This window comes from Pseudomonas sp. H1_A03 (assembly GCF_054685145.1).
The window spans coordinates 5,071,215-5,096,020 of record NZ_CP162829.1 but is presented as its reverse complement, the minus strand read 5'-3'; the positions used below and the strand labels follow the sequence as shown (position 1 = coordinate 5,096,020).

Annotated in this window: 22 protein-coding genes; 15 read left to right on the top strand and 7 right to left on the bottom strand. The window is 60.9% G+C overall.

Translation table 11 applies throughout. The features are described from left to right. Nucleotides 1–126: 126 nt before the first annotated feature. Nucleotides 127–1,017: a bestrophin family protein gene (locus tag AB4O35_RS23525; RefSeq protein ID WP_049708860.1), complete on the bottom strand. Its 891-nt coding sequence runs from the start codon at nucleotides 1,015–1,017 to the stop codon at nucleotides 127–129. Nucleotides 1,018–1,278: 261 nt separating this feature from the next. Between AB4O35_RS23525 and AB4O35_RS23520 the strand changes: the two genes are divergently transcribed. From AB4O35_RS23520 to AB4O35_RS23510, 3 genes are read left to right on the top strand one after another with little or no spacing between them, the layout of a single operon-like run. After that, nucleotides 1,279–2,157, top strand: a complete 879-nt coding sequence (locus AB4O35_RS23520; RefSeq protein ID WP_256532734.1) for a hypothetical protein — start codon at nucleotides 1,279–1,281, stop codon at nucleotides 2,155–2,157. After that, entirely contained in the window at nucleotides 2,142–3,188 is a 1,047-nt protein-coding gene (locus AB4O35_RS23515) for a GGDEF domain-containing protein (protein ID WP_065876245.1), read from the top strand. Before AB4O35_RS23520 ends, AB4O35_RS23515 begins: the two co-directional genes overlap by 16 nt. Continuing rightward, a complete protein-coding gene (locus AB4O35_RS23510) occupies nucleotides 3,185–3,643 on the top strand; it encodes a metallophosphoesterase family protein (protein ID WP_065889366.1) in 459 nt (152 codons plus the stop codon). Before AB4O35_RS23515 ends, AB4O35_RS23510 begins: the two co-directional genes overlap by 4 nt. Before the next feature lie 8 nt (nucleotides 3,644–3,651). Here AB4O35_RS23510 and AB4O35_RS23505 read toward each other — a convergent pair whose 3' ends face one another. Then, nucleotides 3,652–3,951: an ArsR/SmtB family transcription factor gene (locus AB4O35_RS23505; RefSeq protein WP_065876294.1), complete on the bottom strand. Its 300-nt coding sequence runs from the start codon at nucleotides 3,949–3,951 to the stop codon at nucleotides 3,652–3,654. A gap of 92 nt (nucleotides 3,952–4,043) precedes the next feature. Here AB4O35_RS23505 and AB4O35_RS23500 point away from each other — a divergent pair, with 92 nt between their 5' ends. After that, on the top strand, nucleotides 4,044–5,135 hold the full coding sequence (locus AB4O35_RS23500) for an NADH:flavin oxidoreductase/NADH oxidase (RefSeq protein ID WP_065876243.1): 1,092 nt from the start codon (nucleotides 4,044–4,046) through the stop codon (nucleotides 5,133–5,135). A 175-nt stretch (nucleotides 5,136–5,310) separates the two neighbouring features. Next, nucleotides 5,311–7,434 carry a TonB-dependent siderophore receptor gene (locus AB4O35_RS23495; protein ID WP_065946275.1) on the top strand — a complete coding sequence of 708 codons (2,124 nt, stop codon included), beginning with the start codon at nucleotides 5,311–5,313 and terminating at the stop codon, nucleotides 7,432–7,434. A 21-nt stretch (nucleotides 7,435–7,455) separates the two neighbouring features. On the opposite strand, the gene AB4O35_RS23490 is transcribed toward AB4O35_RS23495, so the two are convergent. Both AB4O35_RS23490 and AB4O35_RS23485 read right to left on the bottom strand, forming a co-directional pair. Next, nucleotides 7,456–8,178, bottom strand: coding sequence for a FadR/GntR family transcriptional regulator (locus AB4O35_RS23490; protein ID WP_049708856.1), 723 nt, complete (start codon nucleotides 8,176–8,178; stop codon nucleotides 7,456–7,458). 48 nt (nucleotides 8,179–8,226) lie between these two features. Continuing rightward, on the bottom strand, nucleotides 8,227–9,963 hold the full coding sequence (locus AB4O35_RS23485) for an IlvD/Edd family dehydratase (RefSeq protein ID WP_065946276.1): 1,737 nt from the start codon (nucleotides 9,961–9,963) through the stop codon (nucleotides 8,227–8,229). Nucleotides 9,964–10,156: 193 nt separating this feature from the next. On the opposite strand from AB4O35_RS23485, the gene AB4O35_RS23480 reads away from it, so the two are divergent. The 7 genes from AB4O35_RS23480 to araH all read left to right on the top strand — a co-directional run bounded on the left by AB4O35_RS23480 (nucleotide 10,157) and on the right by araH (nucleotide 18,579). Then, on the top strand, nucleotides 10,157–11,479 hold the full coding sequence (locus AB4O35_RS23480; protein WP_049708854.1) for an MFS transporter: 1,323 nt from the start codon (nucleotides 10,157–10,159) through the stop codon (nucleotides 11,477–11,479). A 15-nt stretch (nucleotides 11,480–11,494) separates the two neighbouring features. Then, a complete protein-coding gene (gene araD1, locus AB4O35_RS23475) occupies nucleotides 11,495–12,484 on the top strand; it encodes an AraD1 family protein (protein WP_065946277.1) in 990 nt (329 codons plus the stop codon). A gap of 11 nt (nucleotides 12,485–12,495) precedes the next feature. After that, nucleotides 12,496–14,076 carry an aldehyde dehydrogenase (NADP(+)) gene (locus AB4O35_RS23470; protein ID WP_065889372.1) on the top strand — a complete coding sequence of 527 codons (1,581 nt, stop codon included), beginning with the start codon at nucleotides 12,496–12,498 and terminating at the stop codon, nucleotides 14,074–14,076. A 23-nt stretch (nucleotides 14,077–14,099) separates the two neighbouring features. After that, nucleotides 14,100–14,963 (top strand): SMP-30/gluconolactonase/LRE family protein, encoded by an 864-nt coding sequence (locus AB4O35_RS23465; protein WP_065876237.1) that lies wholly within the window; start codon nucleotides 14,100–14,102, stop codon nucleotides 14,961–14,963. Nucleotides 14,964–15,000: 37 nt separating this feature from the next. Further along, nucleotides 15,001–16,005 carry a substrate-binding domain-containing protein gene (locus AB4O35_RS23460; protein ID WP_049708850.1) on the top strand — a complete coding sequence of 335 codons (1,005 nt, stop codon included), beginning with the start codon at nucleotides 15,001–15,003 and terminating at the stop codon, nucleotides 16,003–16,005. Nucleotides 16,006–16,068: 63 nt separating this feature from the next. After that, nucleotides 16,069–17,601, top strand: a complete 1,533-nt coding sequence (gene araG, locus AB4O35_RS23455) for an L-arabinose ABC transporter ATP-binding protein AraG (protein WP_065876236.1) — start codon at nucleotides 16,069–16,071, stop codon at nucleotides 17,599–17,601. Nucleotides 17,602–17,610: 9 nt separating this feature from the next. Then, nucleotides 17,611–18,579: an L-arabinose ABC transporter permease AraH gene (gene araH, locus AB4O35_RS23450; RefSeq protein WP_065876235.1), complete on the top strand. Its 969-nt coding sequence runs from the start codon at nucleotides 17,611–17,613 to the stop codon at nucleotides 18,577–18,579. Between the two features lie 72 nt (nucleotides 18,580–18,651). On the opposite strand, the gene AB4O35_RS23445 is transcribed toward araH, so the two are convergent. Next, complete coding sequence (locus AB4O35_RS23445) at nucleotides 18,652–19,800, bottom strand: aldose epimerase family protein (protein ID WP_065876234.1); 1,149 nt, start codon at nucleotides 19,798–19,800, stop codon at nucleotides 18,652–18,654. Nucleotides 19,801–19,936: 136 nt separating this feature from the next. Here AB4O35_RS23445 and AB4O35_RS23440 point away from each other — a divergent pair, with 136 nt between their 5' ends. After that, entirely contained in the window at nucleotides 19,937–20,704 is a 768-nt protein-coding gene (locus tag AB4O35_RS23440; RefSeq protein ID WP_065876233.1) for an SDR family NAD(P)-dependent oxidoreductase, read from the top strand. Between the two features lie 134 nt (nucleotides 20,705–20,838). Here the strand turns inward: AB4O35_RS23440 and AB4O35_RS23435 are convergent, their stop codons facing one another. Continuing rightward, nucleotides 20,839–21,435 (bottom strand): glutathione S-transferase family protein, encoded by a 597-nt coding sequence (locus tag AB4O35_RS23435; RefSeq protein WP_065876232.1) that lies wholly within the window; start codon nucleotides 21,433–21,435, stop codon nucleotides 20,839–20,841. 80 nt (nucleotides 21,436–21,515) lie between these two features. Continuing rightward, complete coding sequence (locus AB4O35_RS23430; RefSeq protein ID WP_065910740.1) at nucleotides 21,516–22,514, bottom strand: AraC family transcriptional regulator; 999 nt, start codon at nucleotides 22,512–22,514, stop codon at nucleotides 21,516–21,518. Between the two features lie 65 nt (nucleotides 22,515–22,579). On the opposite strand from AB4O35_RS23430, the gene AB4O35_RS23425 reads away from it, so the two are divergent. Continuing rightward, on the top strand, nucleotides 22,580–23,803 hold the full coding sequence (locus AB4O35_RS23425) for an MFS transporter (protein ID WP_065876231.1): 1,224 nt from the start codon (nucleotides 22,580–22,582) through the stop codon (nucleotides 23,801–23,803). 103 nt (nucleotides 23,804–23,906) lie between these two features. Further along, nucleotides 23,907–24,740, top strand: coding sequence for a glutathione-dependent disulfide-bond oxidoreductase (gene yghU / locus AB4O35_RS23420; protein WP_065876230.1), 834 nt, complete (start codon nucleotides 23,907–23,909; stop codon nucleotides 24,738–24,740). Nucleotides 24,741–24,806 lie beyond the last annotated feature (66 nt).

The following is a 24,806-nucleotide window of genomic DNA, read 5'->3' as shown; positions in this document are numbered from 1 at the left end:
ATAATTTTGGCAAGGAGAAAACAGTAGCGTCGAGCGTCGCATGTGTTGTTATGACGGAAGGTGTGGACCATGCGTACCCCCTGTATATCGACTGCGGGGGCACGCACTTGAGGCCGAAGGGAGTGTTTAACCGATGCGCTCGCCACCCTGCGCATCACGCTGCATCGACTGCAGGTTTTTCTCGATGGTTTCGCAGATGGTTTCCATCTGGATCTGATGCTCGCTGGAGCTGAACGGGCTTTGCAGGTCGGTGCCGATCCGTTCGATGGCCAGTAGCATAAAACCGACTACCGTCGAGGCCAGCGGAGTGAACCAGCCAAGGGATTCCACCAGGCCCACCGGCACGATCAGGCAGAACAAAGAGATAAACAGGCGCGGGAAATATACGTAGGGGTAGGGCAGTGGCGTGTTGGCGATACGCTCCATGCCGCCCTGGGCGTTGGACAAGTCCACCAGCGTCGACTCCAGCCGCGCGAGGCGGATGCTGTCGAGGTGACCGGCCTTGTATTCCTTGGCCAGCAGCGCGGCCGAGCCGGTGAGGATGTCGTTGGCGAAGTTATTGGTGGCGCCATTGCGGGCGAATTCCTCGGCGGGAATAAACGCGCGCACTTCTTCGGGGCACGGCTCGCCCTTGAGGTGAGCGGCCAGGCAGTTCACGTAGGCCACGTGGCGGCGCAGCAGGGTGGATTTGACCGGGTTCACTTCATGGTCAGGGTCGTCGAGCAGGGTCAGCACCTGACGCGCAAAGCTGCGTGAGTTGTTGACCATCGCGCCCCACAGCGTGCGGGCTTCCCACCAACGGTTGTAGGCGCTGCTGTTACGAAAGCTGATCAGCACCACCAGGGCCGAACCCAACAGAGTGAGGGGCATCAGCGGCAAATTGATCTTGGCGGTGAGAAACAGCATGAAGTCCACGGTGACGGCGACATCCCACAGCAACAGCCAGAACAGGGCCCAGCCCACGTAGCCCATGGTCTTGATGATCAGGCGGTACTTTTTAATGATAGCGGCTTTCAAACGAGGCCCTCGCGGCGAGCAGTAAGCAACAGTGCCTAACTCGGACGTCGGGTTGCGGGGAAGGTTCGCTGCGGCGACTGAAACGGTTAAGCCATCGAGGTCTTTTTGGAACAATTTTGGTAGCGACGGTGTCCTCTGCGCTAATCACGATAGATTGCGCTCAAGGCGAAACGCCATTATCGGTGCTGCAATTGAGATCAGTGAATCCAAGTTGTTTGATCAGGGCTCTTTCTCATGTGCGGTGGTTCGTTGAAGTTGGCGATGGAACAGTCGGCGCGGGCGTTTGAGCGCCATGTGGATTTTGAAGCGTGTATTCGTTCCCATTATTCGATTTTGTTGGAGTCCTATTCAAAAAGACCGTTTTTCTATAAGACCGCACTCAAGTTCAGTCGCTTGATGGTGTCCTATACCTTATTGAGCACGTATTTCTCCAAGCCCGTTCCCTTACTGTCCGAGGTGAAGGCGTTTTGTGTGGCGCGCGGGTTCTGTTCCAGAAACAGCCTGGAGTCGATCTTCCTGCTGTTCAGGGCGCTGGGGTTCATGACGGTATCCAGGCATCCGGATGACAGCCGTTTGCGGGTATTCAGCCCGTCATCCCAAGCCTGCGAGGAGATCCGGCGGATGCTCACCTCCGTGGTCGAGCCGCTGGGTGTGATGTGCTCGGAAACGGCGGTGTGCGGGTCAATGGGCGGGTTGGATGATCGCGCCTATCTGGCACGTTATTTCAAAGGGTTTTCGGTCCTTTTCTCCCATAACGTGACCATCGACCTGTTGATGCCTGATTGTTATTGGCTGGTAAAACGCGATGCCGGGCATATGTTGATGCTGGCGATCTATAACGATGCGTGTGCGCTCGATAATCAAGGGGCAAGTTTCAGGTCTTCATCCTACCTTTCCATCGCTGAGCAACTCTCGGTGTCCAAGACCCACGTTATTCGTCTGGTTCAAGAGGGGGCCGACCGGGGTTATTTCAAGATTCATTCCAAGACATTGCTTGAAGTCCTGCCACCTTTTATGGTGTTGGTCAGGCGGTTTATGGCTTACTCGTTTGCGACCTGCCTCCACAGTCTTCAACTGAGTCATGCCGATAGCACACCGGCCACTCATGCACAGGGAGTGACGGGATGCCGGCTAATGTGAAGCTCAGGCCACGGATGCAAAGACTGTTGTCGCCCGCGATCGCCAAGGCTGAACTGATCGGGATTTTTGCCTGGCTGGCGGTGTTGCTGGTGGACCGCTGGGCGATGTTTGGCTGGCCGGTCGCGCTGGTCACGATGGGGCTGTGCGGGGTGTATGGGGTTCACCGAGTGGTGACTCATTATGTGCTGTGGCGGGCGCTGGGGGTGGCCTACATGGTGCTGCTGTCTGCGGGTTTTGCCTATGTGGTTCACGTCCATCCCGCGCTGCAGGTGTTTGCCTTGCCGCTGGCCGTGACCTTGGTGCTGAGCAGTGCAATCCTGTTTATCGTGGTTCAGGATTTTCTGGTCTGCGCCGCCTTGGTCTGGTTACTGACGTGGCCCAGCATTCAGATGAGCCTTTACGAAGGCGTCGATATCTACGTGTTTATCTTTTGTGCCGCGTCGGTGGCGATCGGTTTTATCTTGAATGTCTACTACCTGAAGAACCTGCGTTCGGTGTTAATGGTGGAGAGTGAGTTTCGAGAGTTGGCCGAGACCGATTACTTGACCTCCATCCTGAACCGGCGGGCCTTCATGGAGAGCTTCGCCAAACTGATTGCGGCCGGCGATACCGGCTACTTCATGATGCTGGATATCGACAGTTTCAAATTAAAGAATGACCAGTTCGGTCATGACGTCGGCGACAGGATTCTCTGCGCCATGGCCGCGTGCCTTAAATCCACCCCAGGCAGCCACAGTTTCGGCAGGATTGGCGGCGAAGAATTCGGGGTGCTGCTGGTGGGCGATGACCCTTGTCTCGCCACCGATTACGCGCTGCGCCTGCTGCAAGCGATCCGCAGCAGTGTGGCGCCGCCCCATGACTACACCTGCAGTGCGGGCATGACGCATTTTGCGCTCGGGGCCGATATGTCGGCGGTCCTCAAGCGTGCCGACCGCAACCTCTACACCGCCAAGGGCAACGGCAAGGACCGCGTGTATCTAGATGGCGCGCTAGTGTCTCACGGTTCGATTTCCACCCCGGAGGCCCTATGAAAGTTGGCGTGATTTCCGATACCCATGGCCTGCTGCGACCTGAAGCGGTCGCAGCTTTGCAGGGATGTGAGCAGATCATTCATGCCGGCGATATCGGCACCTCTGAAATTCTTGAGCAATTGTCACAGATCGCGCCGCTGCACGCGGTGCGTGGCAACAATGACCTACAGGCGCCGTGGGCACGGCAGGTGCCTGATTATCTGATGCTTGATGTGGACGGATGGCAAACGTTGCTGGTGCATGACATCGCCGACGTACCTGCATTAATCGATACGTCTACGCGGCTGGTGATCACCGGCCATTCGCACAAGCCCCTGATCGAATGGCGCGGCGCAACGTTGTACGTGAACCCCGGCAGCGCAGGACGGCGGCGCTTCAAGTTGCCGGTGACGTTGGTGGTGCTGGAGGTGTTGGAGACGTCCATCGAGCCGCGCTTGATTGCGCTGCTGGACTGAGTCGGGTCTTACCGCTGCGCAAGAATGCTTTGCAGCAATCCCGGGAAGCGCTCCTCGAGCAGATCGGCGCGCAACGAGTTCAGATGAGTGGTGCCGGCACTGCGGGTCTGCACCAGCCCGGCATCGCGCAACACGCGAAAGTGATGGGACATGCTCGACTTGGGCCGCCCGCCGTCCAGCTCGCCACACGTGGCTTCGGGCACACCCGCCAGGCAGCGCACGATTTCCAGACGCACCGGATCACTCAGCGCGTACAGCAGGCGCTCGAGAGTCAGGTCTTGAAGAAGGGGATGTTTAAAGGCTCGCATGAAACGAATCATAACAGGGGGGTATCGCTGAATACTATAGTTCGATTACCATCGAACAATCGAATCAGCCATTCACTCCCTGGAGCTCTCTAATGTCCGCTTTGTTCGAACCGTTCAAACTCAAAGACGTCACCCTGCGCAATCGCATCGCCATCCCGCCAATGTGCCAGTACATGGCCGAGGACGGGATCGTCAACGACTGGCACCTCGTGCACCTGGCCAGCATGGCCCGTGGCGGTGCCGGCCTCCTGGTGGTCGAGGCCACTGCGGTCGCGCCGGAAGGCCGTATCACCCCAGGCTGCGCTGGCCTCTGGAGCGACGCCCACGCCGAGGCCTTCGTGCCGATGGTCAAGGCCATCAAGGCCGCCGGTTCAGTGCCAGGCATCCAGATCGGCCACGCCGGCCGCAAAGCCAGCGCCAACCGCCCTTGGGAAGGGGACGACCATATGCCGGCTTCCGACGCGCGCAGTTGGGAAACCATCGCACCTTCGGCCATCGCATTCGGTGCCAACTTGCCCCAGGTCCCGCGCGCCATGACCCTGGACGACATCGCCCGTGTGCGCCAGGACTTTGTCGACGCTGCCCGCCGTGCCCGTGACGCCGGCTTTGAGTGGATCGAACTGCACTTCGCCCACGGCTACCTGGGCCAGAGCTTCTTCTCCGAGCACTCCAACCAGCGCACCGACGCCTACGGCGGCAGCTTCGACAACCGCAGCCGTTTCCTCCTGGAAACCCTGGCGGCCGTGCGTGAAGTCTGGCCGGAAAACCTGCCACTGACCGCGCGTTTCGGCGTGATCGAATACGACGGCCGTGACGAGCAGACCCTCACCGAGTCCATCGAACTGGCGCGTCGCTTCAAGGCTGGCGGCCTGGACCTGCTGAGCGTCAGCGTTGGTTTCACCATTCCCGACACCAATATTCCGTGGGGCCCGGCGTTCATGGGGCCTATCGCCGAGCGCGTGCGTCGCGAAGCCGGCATTCCGGTCACTTCGGCTTGGGGCTTTGGCACGCCACAACTGGCAGAAGGTGCGTTGCAAGCCGGGCATCTGGACGTGGTCTCGGTGGGTCGTGCGCACCTGGCTGATCCACATTGGGCGTACTTTGCAGCCAAGGAACTGGGCGTCGAGAAGTCGTCCTGGACCTTGCCTGCACCGTATGCGCATTGGTTGGAACGCTATCGCTGAGTCGAAATAGCCCAGCGTCAAACATCGAAAGCCACTCCCAGGAGTGGCTTTTTTTCATCTGTCGAAAAGTAACGAATGAGAATACATGTCAATCGTTAATGGGTTGCTATAACATGCGCGCCAAAATAATTGGCAAATATGCCGCTCCATCTGGCTCATTTACTAGGTCATTCCCATGCGTCGTACCCTGCTTTCAATGTGTGTGCTTCAGGCTTTTTCCCCGTTGAGTTGGGCAGCGGTCGAGCCGGTTGAAAAAACCGGCATCGAGCTGCAAACCACCAGCATCACCGGCACTGCCGACTATGAAACCGCCCAGGGGCCGGTGCAGGGCTACCACGCCACCCGCTCGGCGAGCGCGACGCGTACGGATACCTCGATTCATGAAACGCCGCAGTCCATCACCGTGGTGTCCAAAGATGTGGTCGAGGACATCGGCGCCACCCGTTTGCAGGACGCGCTGGACTACGCCGGCGGTGTCGGCCGCGCCAACAACTTCGGCGGGCAGGGCCTGACCACGTTTACCGTGCGCGGCTTTACCACCGGCGAGTTCTACCGCAATGGTTTCCCGATCAACCGTGGCTACCCAAATATGCCAGACGCCAACACCATCGAGCGCCTGGAAGTGCTGCGCGGTCCGGCGACCATGCTCTACGGCCGTGGCGATCCTGGCGGCACCTTCAACGTGGTCTCCAAGCAACCGCTGGCCGAACGCACGGTCACATTAGGCAGCCAGTTGGATGATCAAGGCATGATGCGCGGCACCCTGGATGCCTCCGGCCCGTTGGATGAGGAGGGCCGCCTGGCCTATCGCCTGAACGTGGTGGGTGAGGGCGGTGACACCTTCCGTGACCATGTGGAAACCGAGCGCTACGGCGTGACCCCGGTGATCACCTGGCAAGCCACCGATGACACTAAGCTGATCTTCGAAGGTGACTTCATGCGCAACAACCACCCGCTGGATCGTGGCTTGACCCGCTTCGCCACTCAGAAAGGCACGGCGTCCCGCGATACCTTCTGGGGTGATAAAGACGTTGGTAAATTGCACAACGACAACAGCATGGCACAGCTGCGTTTCGAGCATCTGCTCAATGAAAACTGGACCCTGGGCGGCGGTTTCCAATGGCTCGACGGTACGTTGCAAGGCAACGCGATTGAAGCCAATAGCTTGGCTGCTGACGGGCACACGCTCAACCGCAATTTTAACTACCGCAAGCTGGAGTGGACGGACAAGGACACCCAGCTCAACCTCACCGGGCATTTTTCCACGGGTGGGTTCGATCACACTTTGCTCACGGGCGTCGAGTTTGAAGATTACGACTACAAGTCGATCATCCAGCGTTCGTCCGCTTCCTACACCAGTGATATTTTCAACCCAGTCTATGGAAAGCCGCGTCCTGCGCTCACCAGCACGCCTACCCATGACAAGGAAAACCTCAAGACCTACGCAGCCTTTGTTCAGGATCAAGTCGCCCTGACCGAGCGTCTGAAAGTATTGGCTGGCGCGCGTTTCGAGCGTTTTGAGCACCAGTACGAGAGCTATGTGCCGGGTACAAAAAACTGGGAAGCCAGCGATAACGCCGTAACACCACGGGTTGGAGTGATCTACGATCTGACCGACTCGCTTGCCGTGTACGCCGATGCAGCGCGTTCATTCAAGCCCAATACTGGCGCCGCCCGCACAGGTGAAGGCTTTGAACCGGAGAAAGGCAAGTCGTATGAAATGGGCATTAAGTGGGAAGCGCTGGATCACCAGTTGAGTGTCGACGCTGCGATTTACCAGATCGACAAAAAGAATGTGCTGACCACCGATCCTGCGGACCCCACCGCCACCTTCAAGGTCGCAGCGGGCCAAGTACGCAGCCGTGGTTTCGACTTGAACGTCGCCGGCAACCTTACTCCAGAGTGGCGCGTGATCGGTGGCTATGCCTATGTGGACGCAGCAGTGACCAAGGACAACACCCTCCGTGTTGGCTCGCACCTGGCCAACATCCCGCGCAACAGCTTCAGTCTGCTGAACGTCTACGAATTCCAGGATGGCAGTCTCAAAGGACTTGGGCTGGGCGCGGGAGCGAAATACGTCGATGAGCGTGTCGGCCAGACCTCCAACACCCCGTTTACGATGGACGCCTACACCGTGGTCGATTTGCTCGGTTACTACAAGGTCAACGAAAAAGTCCGGCTCAACCTGGATGTGAAGAACTTGTTCAATCGCGACTTTGAAGAGGGTGCGTTCGGTAACTTCTACGCCTACCCAGGCGCGCCACGCACGGTGCAGGTGGGCATCGCCTACACCTTGTAACTCCTGAGCAACGGCCCCGCTTTAAAGCGGGGTCAATACATTCATCACCGTATCCAACGCCACCCGCGTGTCATCCAACTGCACCAGCGACGCATGCCGCGCCCCAAGGGCGTCGCGGTTCTGGATCGCGGTGAGGATCGCCTTGTGCCGGGGCAGGCTCAAACCCTGGATATCCGGGCGGCGGTTGGTGATGTTGATCGACTCGCGCAGCGGCAACGACAGCATGTTGCACATATACGCGAGCAGGTCGTTGCGGGTGGCGTCGGCAATGGCGCGGTGGAAGTCCAGGTCGGCCTGCAACAGGTCTTCGTGGGTCTTCGCGGTTTCCATGCCTGCGTAGGCTTTTTCGATGGTGGCGATGTCTTCATCGGTGGCGGTAGTCGCGGCCATGGCCGCGATTTCCGGTTCAAGGATGCGCCGCACACCGGCCAACGTGTTGAAGAACTCGCTGTGGGGCGTGGACTGCATCAACCAGGACAACACGTCCGGGTCGAGCAGGTGCCATTTCAACCGTGGTCGCACCACCGCGCCCACCCGTGGCTTGGAATACACCAGGCCCTTGGCGCTGAGTACCCGCGTAGCCTCACGCAACACCGAGCGGCTGACCTTGTACTCCTCGCAGAGCGTGGCCTCCATGGGCAGCCGTTCTTCGGGCTTGAAGCGACCGGAAACGATGTGCATGCCCAAGTCTTGAACGATCTGGGCATGCTGGCTCTTGCGCGGCTTGGGCGGCTGGTGATCCATAACGGGAGAGATGCTCTGACTTAAATTCGCGGCATCATAGCATCCCACTTAGTGGGAATGCCGTGGGACTTCCGCGCCTCGGCAACCTACCAGGAAGTCAAAGTCGCAACCCTGGTCGGCCTGCAGCACATGGTCGATGTACAGCTGGCGATAGCCGCCGACGATGAGCTTTTCAGGTGGCGCAAGGTCTGCCATGCGCGCCGCCAGCTCTGCGTCGGGGATGTCCAGGTGCAAACGGCCATTGGCGCAGTCGAGTTCGATCCAGTCGCCTTCCTTCACGGTGGCTAACGGTCCGCCGGCAGCGGCTTCCGGGGCCACGTGCAACACCACCGTGCCGTAGGCCGTGCCGCTCATGCGCGCGTCGGAAATCCGCACCATATCCGTCACACCCTGGGCCAGCAGCTTGGCCGGCAGGCCCATGTTGCCGACCTCGGCCATGCCTGGGTAACCCTTGGGGCCGCAGTTTTTCATGATCAGGATCGAGTTGGCGTCCACGTCCAGCTCGGGGTCGTTGATGCGTGCCTTGTACATGTCGAAGTTTTCGAACACCACGGCGCGGCCACGGTGCTGCATCAACGCCGGGCTGGCGGCGGACGGCTTGAGGACCGCGCCGAGTGGCGCCAGGTTACCGCGCAATACGCAGATGCCGCCGTCAGCGCGGATCGGGTTGTCGAGGGTGCGGATCACTTCATCCTGGCCGTAGATCGGCGAGTCCTTGGTGTTCTCGCCCAGGGACTTGCCGTTCACGGTCAGGGCGTTCGGGTGCGGGATCAGGTTGGCTTCACCGAGGCGACGCAGCACGGCGGGCAGGCCACCGGCGTAGTAGAACTCTTCCATCAGGAAGCGCCCGGACGGTTGCAGGTCGACGATGGTCGGCATGCCACGGCCCATGCGGGTCCAGTCATCCAGGTCCAATTCAACGCCGATGCGCCCGGCGATGGCTTTCAAGTGAATCACCGCGTTGGTCGAACCGCCGATGGCGGCATTCACGCGGATCGCATTTTCAAACGCTTCTTTGGTGAGGATCTTCGACAGCTTCAAGTCTTCGCGCACCATCTCTACCGCGCGCATGCCCGACATGTGCGCCAATACATAACGCCGCGCATCCACCGCCGGGATTGCCGCGTTGTGGGGCAGGGAAGTACCGAGTGCCTCGGCCATACAGGCCATGGTCGACGCGGTGCCCATGGTGTTACAGGTGCCCGCCGAACGTGACATGCCGCCCTCGGCCGCGAGGAAATCATCCAGCGTAATGGTGCCGGCTTTCACCTGTTCGCTGAGCTGCCACACCACCGTGCCCGAGCCAATGTCCTGGCCCTTGTGCTTGCCATTGAGCATCGGCCCACCGGTGACCACGATGGCCGGCACGTCGCAACTGGCGGCGCCCATCAGCAAGGCTGGGGTGGTTTTGTCGCAGCCGGTCAGCAGCACCACACCGTCAATCGGGTTGCCGCGAATGGCTTCTTCCACGTCCATGCTCGCCAGGTTGCGGGTGAGCATCGCGGTGGGGCGCAGGTTGGATTCGCCGTTGGAGAACACCGGGAATTCCACGGGGAAGCCACCGGCCTCGATCACGCCGCGTTTGACGTGGTCGGCGATCTGGCGGAAATGCGCGTTGCACGGCGTCAGCTCCGACCACGTGTTGCAGATGCCGATGATTGGCTTGCCATGGAACTGATGGTCGGCAATGCCCTGGTTCTTCATCCAGCTGCGGTACATAAAGCCGTTTTTGTCGGCAGTACCAAACCACTGGGCGGAGCGTAGGCCGGGCTTTTTATCAGACATGATCGATTCTCTTATTGTATGACTATATGTTCTATCTGTGCCTAAACATAAGCGCAAAATCGATGCTTTGGAAGAGTTGTTTTGTAAATAGTCCTACTATATAGTCTGGCTTAACTGAGGTATGACCCTGGCGGAATTTCGCGAGAGGCGTCCCCCGAGCTTCTATAAAAACAACAATCGGAGATCGACCCCCATGAGCCAGGAACTGCGGCTTATTCGGCGCATTACGCTGAAACTGATTCCCTTCCTGATCCTGCTGTACCTGATCGCCTACGTAGACCGCTCCGCCGTGGGCTTTGCCAAATTGCACATGGGCGCCGACGTCGGTATTGGCGACGCCGCCTATGGCCTGGGCGCGGGGTTGTTCTTTATTGGCTACTTCCTTTTCGAGATCCCCAGCAACCTGATGCTCGACCGCTTCGGCGCGCGGCGCTGGTTTGCGCGGATCATGATCACCTGGGGCGCCATCACCATCGGCATGGCCTTTGTGCAGGGCCCACACAGCTTCTATGTGATGCGCTTTCTGCTTGGCGCGGCGGAAGCGGGGTTCTTTCCGGGCGTTCTCTACTACATCACCCAATGGTTCCCGGTGCGCCATCGCGGCAAGATCCTCGGGCTGTTCATTCTGTCGCAACCCATCGCAATGATGATCACCGGCCCGGTGTCCGGTGGCCTGCTGGGCATGGACGGCATCCTTGGCCTGCACGGCTGGCAGTGGCTGTTTATCGTGATCGGCAGCCCGGCGATTCTGCTCACCTGGCCGGTGCTGCGCTACTTGCCGGACGGCCCCAAGCACGTCAAATGGATGAGTGACGAGGAAAAAGCCTGGCTCGCCGGCGAGTTGAACAAAGACTTGCAAGCCTACGGCCAGACCCGCCACGGCAACCCGCTGCATGCCTTGAAAGACAAGCGGGTGTTGCTGCTGGCGCTGTTCTATCTGCCGGTGACCCTGAGCATTTATGGCCTGGGCCTGTGGTTGCCGACGTTGATCAAACAATTCGGCGGCAGTGATTTGACCACCGGCTTCATCTCCGCCGTGCCGTATATCTTCGGCATCATCGGCCTGCTGATCATCCCGCGCAGTTCCGACCGTTTGAACGATCGCTATGGCCACCTGGCGGTGCTTTATGTACTCGGTGCCATCGGCCTGTTCTTCAGCGCCTGGCTGAGTGTGCCGGTGCTGCAAATGGCGGCGCTGTGCCTGGCGGCGTTCGCGATGTTTTCTTGCACGGCGGTGTTCTGGACCTTGCCGGGTCGGTTTTTTGCCGGCGCCAGTGCAGCGGCGGGCATTGCGTTGATCAACTCGGTTGGCAACCTCGGCGGCTACATCGGCCCGTTCGTGATTGGCGCGCTCAAGGAATACACCGGCAACCTGGCATCGGGCCTGTACTTTTTGTCCGGGGTGATGCTGTTCGGGCTGGTCTTGACCTTTGTGGTCTACCGCTTGCTGGAGCGCAAGCATGTGCTGCCTGCCGACCAATTCGCCGCCAGTGCCCGTGGCGCGACACGTACTTAATCTGGGAGAAGTTTCATGCGTTTAGTTCAGTTCGAGTTAAGCAATGGCGAGCGTCGGGTCGGCGTTGTAGAGGGCGACAGCCTGCGCGAAGTCCAGACGGCGCGCAGTGTGCGCGAATTGGCCCTGGCCGCCATCGAAGCGGGCGTCGGCCTGGCACAACAGGTGAACAGCCTCGGTCTGGGCGACAGCCACGACTACGTCGCACTGCTGGCCGAGCTGAAAATCCTGCCGCCGCTGGATCACCCGGACCCGGCGCACATGTTGATCAGCGGTACCGGCCTGACCCACTTGGGCAGCGCCTCGGCGCGGGACAAAATGCACCAGGCCGGCGATGACACGGCACTGACCGACACCATGCGCATCTTCAAATGGGGCGTGGAGGGCGGCAAGCCAGCAGCGGGTCAGGCGGGCGTGCAACCGGAGTGGTTCTATAAAGGTGACGGCAGCATCGTCGTGCGCCCAGGCGCCGCCTTCCCGGTGCCACCGTTTGCCGAAGATGCCGGCGAAGAACCGGAGATCGGCGGTCTGTACGTGATCGGTCCGGACAGCAAGCCCTACCGTGTGGGTTTTGCGGTGGGCAACGAATTCTCCGACCACATCATGGAGCGCAAGAATTACCTGTACCTGGCCCACTCCAAGCTGCGCAGTTGCAGCTACGGCCCCGAGTTGCGCGTGGGCGAGTTGCCCCAGCACCTGGCGGGCACCAGTCGCCTCCTGCGTAACGGTGAGGAAATCTGGCGGAACGAATTCCTCAGCGGCGAGGCCAATATGTGCCACAGCCTGGAAAATCTCGAGTATCACCACTTCAAATACCGTCAGTTCCTCAAGCCCGGCGATGTGCATATCCACTTTTTCGGCACCGCCACCTTGTCATTCGCCGACGGTATACGTACTCAACCGGGCGATGTGTTTGAGATCAGCCAAGCCGAGTTCGGCGCGCCATTGATCAACAGCGTCGGCAGCAGCGATGCGGCATTCGAACCCGGCCACGTCATCACCCTTTAATGGAGAACCCCATGACCCAGTTCCTCGGCCACAACTACATCGGCGGCCAGCGCAGCGCCAACGGCAGCGTCAAACTGCAAAGCGTCGATGCTGCCACTGGCGAAGCCTTGCCCCAGGATTTCTACCAGGCGACCCCGGAAGAAGTCGACGCCGCCGCCAAGGCTGCCGCGCAGGCTTACCCTGCGTACCGTGCCTTGAGTGCGGCGCGCCGCGCGCAGTTCCTCGATGCGATTGCCGATGAGCTGGATGCGTTGGGCGATGACTTTGTCGAGCTGGTCTGCCGCGAAACCGCGCTGCCGGCTGCGCGTATCAAGGGCGAGCGTGGGCGCACCAGCGGCCAGATGCGCCTGTTCGCGACCGTGCTGCGTCGCGGTGATTTCTACGGCGCACGCATCGACAAGGCGCTGCCGGATCGCCAGCCGATGCCACGCCCGGATTTGCGCCAATACCGCATCGGCCTCGGGCCGGTTGCTGTGTTCGGCGCTAGCAACTTTCCCCTGGCCTTTTCCACGGCGGGCGGCGACACCGCAGCCGCACTGGCGGCGGGCTGCCCGGTCGTCTTCAAGGCGCATAGTGGGCATATGGCGACCGCCGAGCGGGTGGCCGATGCGATCATTCGGGCGGCCGAAACCACCGAGATGCCGGCCGGCGTGTTCAATATGATCTTCGGCGGTGGCGTCGGTGAAGCGCTGGTCAAGCACCCGGCGATCCAGGCCGTAGGCTTCACGGGTTCGCTCAAGGGCGGGCGCGCCTTGTGCGACATGGCAGCGGCACGTGCGCAGCCGATCCCGGTGTTTGCCGAGATGTCGAGCATCAACCCGGTGATCGTGCTGCCCCAGGCTCTCACAGCACGGGCTGAAAGTGTTGCGCGTGACCTGACCGCCTCGGTGGTGCAAGGCTGCGGCCAGTTCTGCACCAACCCAGGCCTGGTGATCGGTATCGCTTCGCCTGCATTCACGGCGTTTACTCAACAGGTTGCGCAACTAATCGGTGAACAACCGACGCAGACCATGCTCAACGCCGGCACCCTGGGCAGCTACGGCAAAGGCCTGGAAAAACTGCTGGCGCACCCCGGCATCCAGCACCTGGCGGGCAGTGCCCAGGCCGGTAACCAGGCACACCCGCAATTGTTCAAGGCCGATGTGCGCCTGTTGATCGACGGCGATGAAGTGCTGCAAGAAGAAGTGTTCGGTCCCACCACGGTATTTGTCGAGGTCGCCGACCAGGCCCAACTCAGCGCTGCCTTACATGGCCTGCACGGTCAATTGACGGCGACGATCATTGGCGAGCCGGCAGACCTGCAACAGTTCGCCGAACTCACGCCACTGCTCGAACAGAAAGTCGGGCGCATCCTGCTCAACGGCTACCCGACCGGTGTGGAAGTCTGCGATTCGATGGTGCACGGCGGACCGTACCCCGCGACGTCCGATGCGCGTGGCACCTCGGTCGGCACCCTGGCCATCGACCGTTTCCTGCGCCCGGTGTGCTTCCAGAATTACCCTGATAGCCTGCTGCCCGACGCGTTGAAAAACGCTAACCCGTTGCGTATCCAGCGGCTCGTGGATGGCACGCCTTCGCGCGACGCGCTGTAAACAACAATGAACCAGGAGGTTTCATGTCGCTGAGCGCCGTCACCGCGCACCGTGCGCAATTGGGGGAGGGCCCGTTCTGGGACGTGCCCACCCAGGCCCTGTACTGGGTCAACATTGCCGGCAAACAGGCATTGCGCCTGATGGACGGGCAGTTACAGGTCTGGCAATTGCCCGAGCATGTCTCGGCGTTTATCCCGTGTGAAAGCGGCGATGCCGTGGTGACCTTGAGCAGCGGCGTGTACCGCCTGGACCTGGTCACCGAAGCCTTGACCTTGCTGTGTGTGGCCGACCCGCAATCGGGCAACCGTGGCAATGAAGCGCGCTGCGATGCCCAGGGCCGCCTGTGGCTGGGCACTATGCAGAACAACATTGGCGAGCAGGGCGAAGACCTGCCCATCACCCGACGCTCCGGCGGCCTGTTTCGCATTGATGCCGATGCGCAGGTCACGCCGTTGCTGAGTGGCCTGGGCATTCCCAACACCTTGCTGTGGAGTGATGACGGCCGCCATGTGCATTTTGGCGACAGCATGGAGGGCACGCTGTACCGGCATGGGATTCTGCCGAACGGCCAACTCGAGCCCGCACACGTCTGGTTCGGCCCACATGAACGTGGCGGGCCGGACGGCTCGGCCATGGACGTCGAAGGCTGTATCTGGAATGCGCGCTGGGACGGCAGTTGCCTGCTGCGCCTCACGCCCGAAGGTGAAGTGGACCGCATCATCGAGTTGCCCGTGAGCCGCCCCACCAGTTGCGTATTTGGTGGCCCGAACCTCACCACCCTCTATATCACCAGTGCCGCCAGCCCATTGGATCACCCTTTGGACGGCGCGGTATTGGCCATTGAGGTCGACGTGCCAGGCAAACCCTGTCACCGCTTTGCCGGCTAAATCCCGATTTTAAAAACAACAACAAGGAGTCACCCGTATGAATCGTCGTCGAGGTTTGCGTTCCCTGTGCTGCGCCGCTGTGGCGGTCTCGGCCATGAGCCTGAGCGGGCTGCTGCTGGCCGCTGAGGAAGTGAAGATCGGTTTTCTGGTCAAGCAGGCTGAAGAGCCTTGGTTCCAGACCGAATGGGCCTTTGCCGAAAAAGCCGGCAAGGAGCATGGCTTCACCGTGATCAAGATCGCCGTGCCCGACGGCGAAAAAACCCTTTCGGCCATCGACAGCCTGGCGGCCAACGGTGCCAAGGGCTTTGTGATCTGCCCGCCGGACGTGTCCCTGGGCCCGGCCATTGTCGCCAAGGCCAAGGCCAACGGCTTGAAAGTGATTGCCGTGGATGACCGCTTCGTCGACGCCAAAGGCGCCTTTATGGAGGACGTGCCGTACCTGGGCATGGCCGCGTTTGAAGTCGGCCAAAAGCAAGGCGCCGCCATGGCCGCCGAAGCTAAAAAACGCGGCTGGGACTGGAAGGACACCTATGCGGTGATCAACACCTTCAACGAGCTCGACACCGGTAAAAAACGCACCGACGGATCGATCCAGTCCCTGAAAGAGGCCGGCATTCCTGACGACCATATTCTCACCGCTGCGCTTAAAACCCTCGACGTACCCGGCAGCATGGACGCCACCAACTCGGCGCTGGTCAAGCTGCCCAGCGGCGCGAAAAACCTGATCATCGGTGGCATGAACGACAACACCGTACTCGGCGGCGTACGTGCGACCGAAAGCGCGGGCTTCAAAGCCGCCAATGTAATCGGCATCGGCATCAATGGCACCGACGCTATCGGTGAACTGAAGAAAGCCAACAGCGGCTTCTTCGGTTCGATGCTGCCTAGCCCGCACATCGAGGGTTACAACACTGCGCTGATGATGTACGAGTGGGTCACCAAAGGCACCGAGCCGCCGAAGTACACCGCCATGGACGAAGTGACCCTGATCACCCGCGACAACTTCAAGCAGGAACTGGAAAAGATCGGCCTGTGGAAATAAGGCAGTTCGCTTTCCTCGGCAGCCCCGGCAACGGGGCTGCCTGATCGGTGTGATGAGGTGGTTATGCACGCGCAAGTCAATGAACAACAACACACTGCCGGGGCCAGTCTGCGTTTTGACGGCATCGGCAAAACCTTTCCCGGGGTCAAGGCGCTGGATGGCATCAGCTTCACCGCCCACCCTGGGCAGGTGCACGCCTTGATGGGCGAGAACGGCGCGGGCAAGTCGACGCTGCTGAAGATCCTCGGCGGCGCCTACATTCCCAACAGCGGCACGCTGCAGATCGGCGAGCAGACCATGGCGTTCAAGAACGCGGCGGACAGCATTGCCAGCGGCGTGGCGGTGATCCACCAGGAATTGCACCTGGTGCCCGAAATGACGGTGGCCGAGAACTTGTTCCTCGGGCATTTGCCGTCGCGTTTCGGGGTGGTCAATCGGGGACTGTTGCGCAAGCAGGCCTTGGCTTGCCTCAAGGGCCTGGCGGATGAAATCGACCCTGCCGAGAAGCTCGGCCGCCTGTCCCTGGGCCAACGGCAACTGGTGGAAATCGCCAAGGCGCTGTCCCGTGGCGCCCATGTGATCGCGTTTGATGAACCCACCAGCAGCCTGTCGGCGCGCGAGATCGACCGCTTGATGGCGATCATCACGCGGCTGCGCGATGAGGGCAAAGTGGTGCTCTACGTATCGCACCGCATGGAGGAAGTGTTCCGCATCTGCAACGCGGTCACGGTATTCAAGGACGGTCGCTACGTGCGCACCTTCGAGGACATGAGCGCGCTGACCCATGACCAGTTGGTGACCTGCATGGTCGGGCGCGATATCCAGGACATTTACGACTACCGCCCGCGTGAGCACGGCGAGGTCGCGCTCAAGGTCGATAGCCTGCTCGGTCCCGGCCTGCGTGAGCCGATCAGTTTCAACGTGCGCAAGGGCGAGATTCTCGGCCTGTTCGGGTTGGTGGGGGCTGGGCGTACCGAGTTGTTCCGCTTGCTCAGCGGCTTGGAGCGTGCGAGCGCCGGTCAACTGGAGCTCTGCGGTCAAGCACTGCAACTGCGCTCACCGCGCGATGCCATCGCCGCGGGCGTGCTGCTGTGCCCGGAAGACCGCAAGAAGGAAGGCATCATCCCGCTGTCCAGCGTCGCCGAGAACATCAACATCAGCGCGCGCGGCACCCACTCCCGATTCGGCTGGCTGTTGCGCGAGGGGTGGGAGAAGGGCAACGCCGACCAGCAGATCAAGGCGATGAAGGTCAAAACGCCCAACGCGGCGCAGAAGATCATGTACCTGTCCGGCGGCAATCAGCAGAAGGCGATCCTGGGTCGCTGGCTGTCGATGCCGATGAAAGTCCTGCTGCTGGACGAGCCGACCCGTGGCATCGACATCGGCGCCAAGGCCGAGATCTACCAGATCATCCATAACCTCGCCGCCCAAGGCATTGCAGTCATTGTGGTGTCCAGCGACCTGATGGAAGTGATGGGCATCTCCGACCGCATCCTGGTGCTGTGCGAAGGCGCACTGCGGGGTGAACAAACCCGCGAGCACGCGACTGAATCCAACCTGCTGCAACTGGCTTTGCCGCGCAGCCTGGCGAACTGAGAGACGACTATGACAACCCAAGACAACGCGTTGCCCTCGGCACGCAAACCCCTGGACATGCGCGCACTGCTCGACAACTGGGCGATGCTGCTGGCCGCGGTGAGCATCTTCCTGCTGTGCGCCTTGCTCATCGACAACTTCCTCTCGCCGCTGAACATGCGCGGCCTGGGCCTGGCGATTTCCACCGTGGGCATCGCCGCGTGCACCATGCTGTTCTGCCTGGCGTCGGGGCACTTCGACTTGTCGGTGGGCTCGGTGATTGCCTGCGCCGGGGTGGTGGCGGCGATTGTGATGCGCGACACCGACAGCGTCATGCTCGGTATCGGCGCCGCCTTGCTGATGGGCCTGGTGGTGGGGCTGATCAATGGCATCGTGATCGCCAAGCTGCGGGTCAATGCGCTGATTACCACCTTGGCGACCATGCAGATCGTGCGCGGGCTGGCGTATATCTTCGCCAACGGCAAGGCGGTGGGCGTGTCCGAGGAGCAGTTCTTTATCTTCGGTAACGGCCAACTGCTGGGCGTACCGGTGCCGATCCTGATCACCATTTTGTGCTTCGTGTTTTTCGGCTGGCTGCTCAATTACACCACCTATGGGCGTAACACCATGGCCATCGGCGGCAACCCGGAAGCGGCGTTGCTGGCGGGTGTGAACGTTGATCGCACCAAGATCCTGATATTTGCCGTGCACGGTGTGATCGGCGCCCTGGCCGGGGTGATCCTGGCGTCGCGCATGACCTCCGGCCAGCCGATGATCGGCCAAGGTTTTGAGCTGACGGTGATCTCGGCGTGTGTGTTGGGCGGGGTGTCGTTGAGTGGTGGGGTTGGCATGATTCGCCATGTGATTGCCGGCGTGTTGATTTTGGCGATCATTGAGAATGCGATGAACCTGAAGAACATCGACACGTTTTATCAGTACGTGATTCGCGGCTCGATCCTGCTGCTGGCCGTGGTCATCGACCGCATGAAGCAACGCTGAACCCTTGCCATGTGAAGATCCAAATGTGGGAGCTGGCTTGGCTGCGATAGCGGTAAGCCAGCTCCCACAGTTTTAATCGGCGGAGAACTTGAAGACGGTGTTCTGGGTGTAGGTCTGCCCTGGATTCAGGCGGGTTGATGCAAACTTCGGCTGATTAGGCGCATCCGGAAAATGCTGGGTCTCCAACGTGAAACCGCTCCAGTGCAGATACGTCTTCCCAGCCTTGCCCTTCACCGAACCATCGAGGAAGTTGCTGGTATAGAACTGCACACCGGGCTCCGTGGTGTAGAGCTGCAACCGCCGCCCCGACTCAGGATCATGCACCTCGGCCGCCAACTGCTTCACGTCACCCTTGGTATCGAGTGCCCAGTTGAAGTCAAACCCGCCCTGTTTCGGCTCGGCGAATTTGAGCTGTGGATGATCCTCCTTGATGTGCTGACCGATCGGCGTCGGTTTCAGGAAGTCCATCGGCGTGCCTTTCACCGGCGCGACTTCGCCGGTTGGAATCAAGGTGGCGTTCACCGGCGTGTAATGGCTGGCATGCAAGGTCGCCACCTGCTTGAGAATGTCACCATTCCCCGCACCGGCGAGGTTGAAATAGCTGTGGTTGGTAAGGTTGAGCACCGTGGGTTTGTCGGTGGTGGCCTTGTAGTCGATGTGCAGTTCGTTTTTCTCGTTGAGGCTGTAGGTGACCTCGGTTTTCAGGTTGCCGGGAAAGCCCATTTCACCGTCCTTGGACAGGTAGGTGAGGGTCACGCCGACCGAGTCCTTGCCCTTGACCTGTGCGGCCTTCCACACCTGTTTGTCGAAGCCCTGGGCGCCGCCATGCAGTGAGTTGGGACCATCGTTGAGCGGCACCTGGAAGCGCTTGCCGTCGAGCTCAAAGGCACCGCCGGCCAAGCGGTTGCCGAAGCGCCCGATGGTCGCGCCGAAAAACGCCGTGCCGGCCTGGTAGCCTTGCACGTCGTCAAAGCCCAGCACCACGTCGTCGATCTTGCCGGTTTTGTCCGGCACTTTCAGCGACTGCAACACGCCGCCGTAGGTGATCACCGTGGCTTGCATGCCATGGCTGTTGCGCAAGATGTACTGCTCGACGGCGGTGCCGTCGTTGGTTTTACCGAAAGGCTTGTGTTCACTGGAGAGGCCTGCGGCGTGGGCGCCGCCACTGGCGATCAATACGGACATGGCGAGACCTGACAGCAGATAACGAGGGTGCTTCATGGTCGAACTTCCTTTTGTTGTTTTGAGTGGAATAGTTCTACTAATAGCGATATTTTGTCGGTAGGACAGCGAATTTATAGCCTTAAAAGCCGTTTTTGCAAAATAAAATAAGACTAATTGAGCGAGGCAAGATGTTATGAGTACTCAACACGCCGTGTATCCCGACCTTGAAGGCAAAACCGTCCTGATCTCCGGAGGGGCCTCAGGGATCGGCGAATTCATGGTGCGGGCCTTCGCCGCCCAGGGCGCCAAGGTGGGCTTTGTCGACCGCGCGCAAAGCCAGGGCGAACGCCTCGCGGCGCTGCTCAGTTCCCGCGGGCACACGGTGGAGTTCGTGAACTGCGACATCACCGACGAGATTGCCTACAAAGCCGCCATCGCTCGTTTCGAACACTCGCTGGGGCCGATCACCGTGCTGGTAAACAACGCCGCCAATGACGTGCGTCACACCCTGGAAGAAGTCGACTCGGAAATGTTCGACAGGCTGATCTCCGTCAACCTCAAACACGCTTTCTTCGCAGCCAAGGCTGTGGTGCCCATGATGAAAAGCGCCGGTAGCGGCTCGATCATCAACCTCGGCTCGGTCGGCTGGATGATGGCGTCCGCCGGCTACCCGGTGTACGCCGCCAGCAAGGCCGCCGCCCACGGCATGACCCGCGCGTTGGCTCGCGAACTGGGGCCGAGTCGCATCCGCGTGAATACGCTGGTGCCGGGTTGGGTGATGACAGAGAAACAACTGGCGATGTGGGTCGACGATGCCGCCAGGGAACTGATCAGCCGCAGCCAATGCTTGCCGGGCAGTGTGCTGCCTGAACACATCGCCAATATGGCGTTGTTTCTTGCTTCCGATGCGTCGGCGATGTGTTCGGCACAGAACTTTATTGTGGATGGCGGCTGGGTCTAGGCACACGGACCTGGGGACGAAGGAGAGCAATGTGGGAGCTGGCTTGCCTGCGAAGGCGGTGTGTCAGCGACTACAGCGCTGAATGACACACTGCTATCTCAGGCAAGCCAGCTCCCACAGTTGAACGGCGGTGTTTATTCGATCGGGTACTTCTTGAAAACCGGGTGCTGCTCCAGGCGCTCGGCGTGGCGCTTCAAGTTGGGAAACGCATCCGCCTCAACCACCGACGCCACGGTGAACTGGCTGAACGACCAGGCCACCGCCGCTGTAATCGAAGCCTGAGTCAGCGCCTCGCTGTCGGCCAGTTGCTTGTCCAGCAGCGAATAAGCCGCCAGCAATTGCCCGCTGACACGCTCAAGCCAAGGCTCATGCAGCTTCTCGGCCGGGCGCAGGTTGTGCTCATACACGATCTGCACGCTCTTCTCACAGGCCGCCAGCGCCAGCCCAAGTACATGCAAGTCATGGGCGCGCGCGGCGGGCTGCTGGGGCAGCAGCTTCTTGTCAGCCGGGGCGAGGGTTTCCAGATAGTCCAGGATCAGGCTGGAATCCATCAGCACCGTGCCATCGTCCAGCACCAGGGTCGGGGCCTTGACCACCGGGTTGATCTGCGCGAATTCGTTGAAGGTGCGAAACACCGACAGCGGTTCATGCACGAAATCCACGCCGTACAGCTCCAGGGAAATCGCCACGCGGCGTACGTAAGGCGAGTCCAGCATGCCGATCAGTTTCATGAAGCCTCCATTGCTTGCTAGGTGGTGAGCTCAAGAGAGTAAGGGCGCGGGATCAGCCTGCGCAATGGCTTGGCGCTGGTTTATGCCGGGCTTCGGGCGCCCTGGCGGCTGGCGCCAGGCGGCTGGCCGGTGATGCGCTTGAATGCGCGACTGAAAGCTGCCTGGGAGGTATAGCCCAGGCGCAGCGCCACTTCTTCGATGGGCAATCGCTCAAGCGTCAACCATTGGCTGGCCAGGCGCATGCGCAATTGCGTCACGTAGCGCAGCGGCGGAAGACCCAGGGTGGCCTGGAAGCGTTCGGCGAACACCGAGCGGGAGGTATGACTGCGCGCGGCCAACTCGGCCACGCTCCAATCGCGGCCTGGTTGCTGATGCAGGGCAAGCAAGGCACCGGCCAGCCGTGCGTCGCGCAACGCTGCCACCAGCCCCGATGCATTGCCGCAGGCGCATTCCACCCAACCCCGCACGATCATGGCGGCCACCACATCGGCCAGGCGCGCGAGGATGCCCGAATAGCCAACGCGAGCACTGGCGACTTCGCGCTCCATCACCGCCAGGATCGGCATCAGGCCGGGGTAACGCTGGCCCTTGGTGTCGATCAGCATCAAGGCCGGCATGAGGCTGCCGAGCCCCTGGATACTGCCGAGTTCGAATTCCATGCAGGCGCTGAACAGCAACGTGCTGGGGGGCGTGTCGGGCGATGCATCCACGGCGCAGACGGTATCGCCCAGCGGGGTGGCGTCAAATCCATTGATGTCCTGCACAGCGACATCCGCCGTGGACAACAGCGCATGTGCGCCGCCGTGGGAGATGAACACGGCATTGCCCGCCGACAATTCAAACAGGTTGCCGTCGTCGGTGCGCAGGGTGGCCACACCTGCGGCGAGGAAGTGGAAGTAGGCGTGCCCGGGTTTGGCGTTGAAGCCCATGCCGAAGCGGGGTCCGGCTTGGATGCGCTGGTACTGCACCCCGCGCAGGCGCATGCCGCGCAGCAGCTCATCGATAAGGTCGGAGGACAGATTGAACGGGGCCGGTGCAGTCATGTTCGGGGTTTCGGTCAAAAACTCAAGGGTTTGCATCATAGATCATCCGGGTTGGCGAACCTAGACTGGCGGTCGCGCTAATTTCCTGAGGATGTCGTGTAATGAATGATTGTGTAGCTCAAGCCTCTATCTGTTCCAAGGCGGAGCCCGCTGCCCCGGCCTGGATGGCGGTGTTTTCCCTGGCCATGGGGGTATTCGGGTTGTTGACGGCAGAATACCTGCCGGCCAGCCTGTTGACGCCGATGGCGATGGACCTTGGGGTGTCGGAGGCCCTGGCTGGTCAGGCAGTAACCGTGACGGCGGTGGTGGCGTTGTTCGCTGGCTTGCTGGTGCCCGGCCTGACGCGCGGGATCGACCGGCGCGTGGTGCTGCTGGGGTTTTCCATGCTGATGATTGCGTCCAACCTGTTGGTGGCGCTTTCTTCGAGCCTGGCGGTGCTGCTGTTGATGCGCATCCTGCTGGGCGTCGCCCTGGGCGGTTTCTGGAGTATGGCGGCAGCAGTGGCGATGCGCCTGGTGCCGGCGGCGTTGCTGCCCCGTGCGCTGTCGATCATCTTCAGTGGCATTGCGGTGGGCACGGTGGTTGCCGTGCCGCTGGGCAGCTACCTCGGCGATGTGTATGGCTGGCGCAGTGCGTTTGTGGCTGCGGCCGCCGTTGGCGTGGTGACGCTGGCGTTCCAGCTGTTCACGCTGCCACGCCTGGCCCCCACTGGCAGTGCACGCCTGCGCACGGTATTGGATGTGCTGCTGCGCCCTGGCATCGCCATCGGCATGTTTGCCTGCGTATTGGTACACACCGCGCACTTCGCGCTGTTCACTTACATTCGGCCATTCCTGGAAAGCACCACGGGCGTGCAGACTCAAGGGCTGGCCTTGATGCTGCTGGGGTTCGGCGCCGCAAACTTCATCGGCACGCTGCTGGCCGGTTGGCTGCTGGTGCGCTATCCGCTCGGCACATTGGTGCTGATGCCGGTATTGGTCGGCGTCGCGGCGCTCGCCCTGGTGCTGTTGCCTGCCTCTCTGCCAGGCCAGGCGCTGCTGCTGGCGCTGTGGGGCATGGCCTTTGGCGGGGTGCCCGTGGCGTGGTCGAACTGGGTGGCTCGCGCCGTGCCGGATCAAGCTGAAAGTGCGGGTGGCATGGTAGTGGCTTCGGTGCAGTCAGCCATCGCGGCGGGGGCGGCCGGTGGGGGTGCGATGTTCAGTGTCAGCGGCATTGCCGGTGTGTTTCTCGGTGCCGGTGTGCTGATGTTGTTGGCAGCCTTGTTGATTGCGCTGCGGGTACACGTGCCGCGCGATGGCGCCGCTGGCGTACCGTTGCATCTTTAAACCGGCCTTGCAGATTGGCCGGCATTCACGGTGTGACGCGCCATCAACCTTTGGTTTAGTCTGGGGCGCTTCGCTGATCGCAAACGCCTCTGGAGCAGTAAGCATGACCGATTACGTACCCCCGAAAGTCTGGACCTGGGACACCGAAAATGGCGGCACCTTCGCCAGCATCAACCGACCCATCGCCGGCGCGACCCATGATCAGCAACTGCCGGTGGGAGAGCACCCGCTGCAGGTGTACTCCCTGGCCACGCCTAACGGTCAGAAGGTCACCATCCTGCTCGAAGAATTACTGGCCCTGGGGCACAGCGGGGCAGAATACGATGCCTGGCTGATCAAGATCGGCGACGGCGACCAGTTCGGCAGCGGCTTTGTCGGGGTCAATCCCAACTCCAAGATCCCGGCATTGCTGGACCGTAGCGGCGCCACGCCGATTCGTGTGTTTGAATCTGGTGCGATTTTGCAGTACCTGGCGGAAAAGTTCGGCGCATTCTTCCCGACTGAGCCTGCGGCGCGTGCGGAATGCTTGTCGTGGTTGTTCTGGCAGATGGGCAGTGCGCCTTACCTGGGCGGTGGTTTCGGGCATTTCTATGCGTACGCGCCAAGCAAAATGGAGTACGCGATCAATCGGTTTGCCATGGAGACCAAGCGACAGCTGGATGTATTGGATCAGCGCCTGGCGGTGAGTGAATACATTGCCGGGGATGAGTACACCATCGCCGATATCGCGATCTGGCCTTGGTATGGCGGGTTGGTAAAAGGCCGTTTGTATGGCGCGGCGGAGTTTTTGGCGGTGCATGAGTACACGCATGTGTTGCGCTGGGCGGATGCGATTGAAGCGCGGCCGGCGGTGCAGCGGGGGCGTAGGGTGAACCGGGTATCCGGCGAGCCTGCGGAGCAATTGGCCGAGCGCCACTCTGCAAGCGACCTGGACTAAAACTGTGGGAGCGGGCTTGCTCGCGAATGCGGTGTGTCAGTCAACAGATTCATTGGCTGATCCACC

Bases quoted from the DNA above. Each gene is read 5' to 3' on its own strand.
- araH (WP_065876235.1), top strand. From the start codon at position 17,611: ATGACAACCCAAGACAACGCGTTGCCCTCGGCACGCAAACCCCTGGAC.
- AB4O35_RS23520 (WP_256532734.1), top strand. From the start codon at position 1,279: ATGGAACAGTCGGCGCGGGCGTTTGAGCGCCATGTGGATTTTGAAGCG.
- yghU (WP_065876230.1), top strand. From the start codon at position 23,907: ATGACCGATTACGTACCCCCGAAAGTCTGGACCTGGGACACCGAAAAT.
- AB4O35_RS23495 (WP_065946275.1), top strand. From the start codon at position 5,311: ATGCGTCGTACCCTGCTTTCAATGTGTGTGCTTCAGGCTTTTTCCCCG.
- AB4O35_RS23480 (WP_049708854.1), top strand. From the start codon at position 10,157: ATGAGCCAGGAACTGCGGCTTATTCGGCGCATTACGCTGAAACTGATT.
- AB4O35_RS23470 (WP_065889372.1), top strand. From the start codon at position 12,496: ATGACCCAGTTCCTCGGCCACAACTACATCGGCGGCCAGCGCAGCGCC.
- AB4O35_RS23500 (WP_065876243.1), top strand. From the start codon at position 4,044: ATGTCCGCTTTGTTCGAACCGTTCAAACTCAAAGACGTCACCCTGCGC.
- AB4O35_RS23440 (WP_065876233.1), top strand. From the start codon at position 19,937: ATGAGTACTCAACACGCCGTGTATCCCGACCTTGAAGGCAAAACCGTC.
- AB4O35_RS23515 (WP_065876245.1), top strand. From the start codon at position 2,142: ATGCCGGCTAATGTGAAGCTCAGGCCACGGATGCAAAGACTGTTGTCG.
- araD1 (WP_065946277.1), top strand. From the start codon at position 11,495: ATGCGTTTAGTTCAGTTCGAGTTAAGCAATGGCGAGCGTCGGGTCGGC.
- AB4O35_RS23465 (WP_065876237.1), top strand. From the start codon at position 14,100: ATGTCGCTGAGCGCCGTCACCGCGCACCGTGCGCAATTGGGGGAGGGC.
- AB4O35_RS23505 (WP_065876294.1), bottom strand. From the start codon at position 3,951: ATGCGAGCCTTTAAACATCCCCTTCTTCAAGACCTGACTCTCGAGCGC.
- AB4O35_RS23425 (WP_065876231.1), top strand. From the start codon at position 22,580: ATGAATGATTGTGTAGCTCAAGCCTCTATCTGTTCCAAGGCGGAGCCC.
- AB4O35_RS23490 (WP_049708856.1), bottom strand. From the start codon at position 8,178: ATGGATCACCAGCCGCCCAAGCCGCGCAAGAGCCAGCATGCCCAGATC.
- AB4O35_RS23445 (WP_065876234.1), bottom strand. From the start codon at position 19,800: ATGAAGCACCCTCGTTATCTGCTGTCAGGTCTCGCCATGTCCGTATTG.
- AB4O35_RS23435 (WP_065876232.1), bottom strand. From the start codon at position 21,435: ATGAAACTGATCGGCATGCTGGACTCGCCTTACGTACGCCGCGTGGCG.
- AB4O35_RS23460 (WP_049708850.1), top strand. From the start codon at position 15,001: ATGAATCGTCGTCGAGGTTTGCGTTCCCTGTGCTGCGCCGCTGTGGCG.
- AB4O35_RS23430 (WP_065910740.1), bottom strand. From the start codon at position 22,514: ATGCAAACCCTTGAGTTTTTGACCGAAACCCCGAACATGACTGCACCG.
- AB4O35_RS23485 (WP_065946276.1), bottom strand. From the start codon at position 9,963: ATGTCTGATAAAAAGCCCGGCCTACGCTCCGCCCAGTGGTTTGGTACT.
- araG (WP_065876236.1), top strand. From the start codon at position 16,069: ATGCACGCGCAAGTCAATGAACAACAACACACTGCCGGGGCCAGTCTG.
- AB4O35_RS23510 (WP_065889366.1), top strand. From the start codon at position 3,185: ATGAAAGTTGGCGTGATTTCCGATACCCATGGCCTGCTGCGACCTGAA.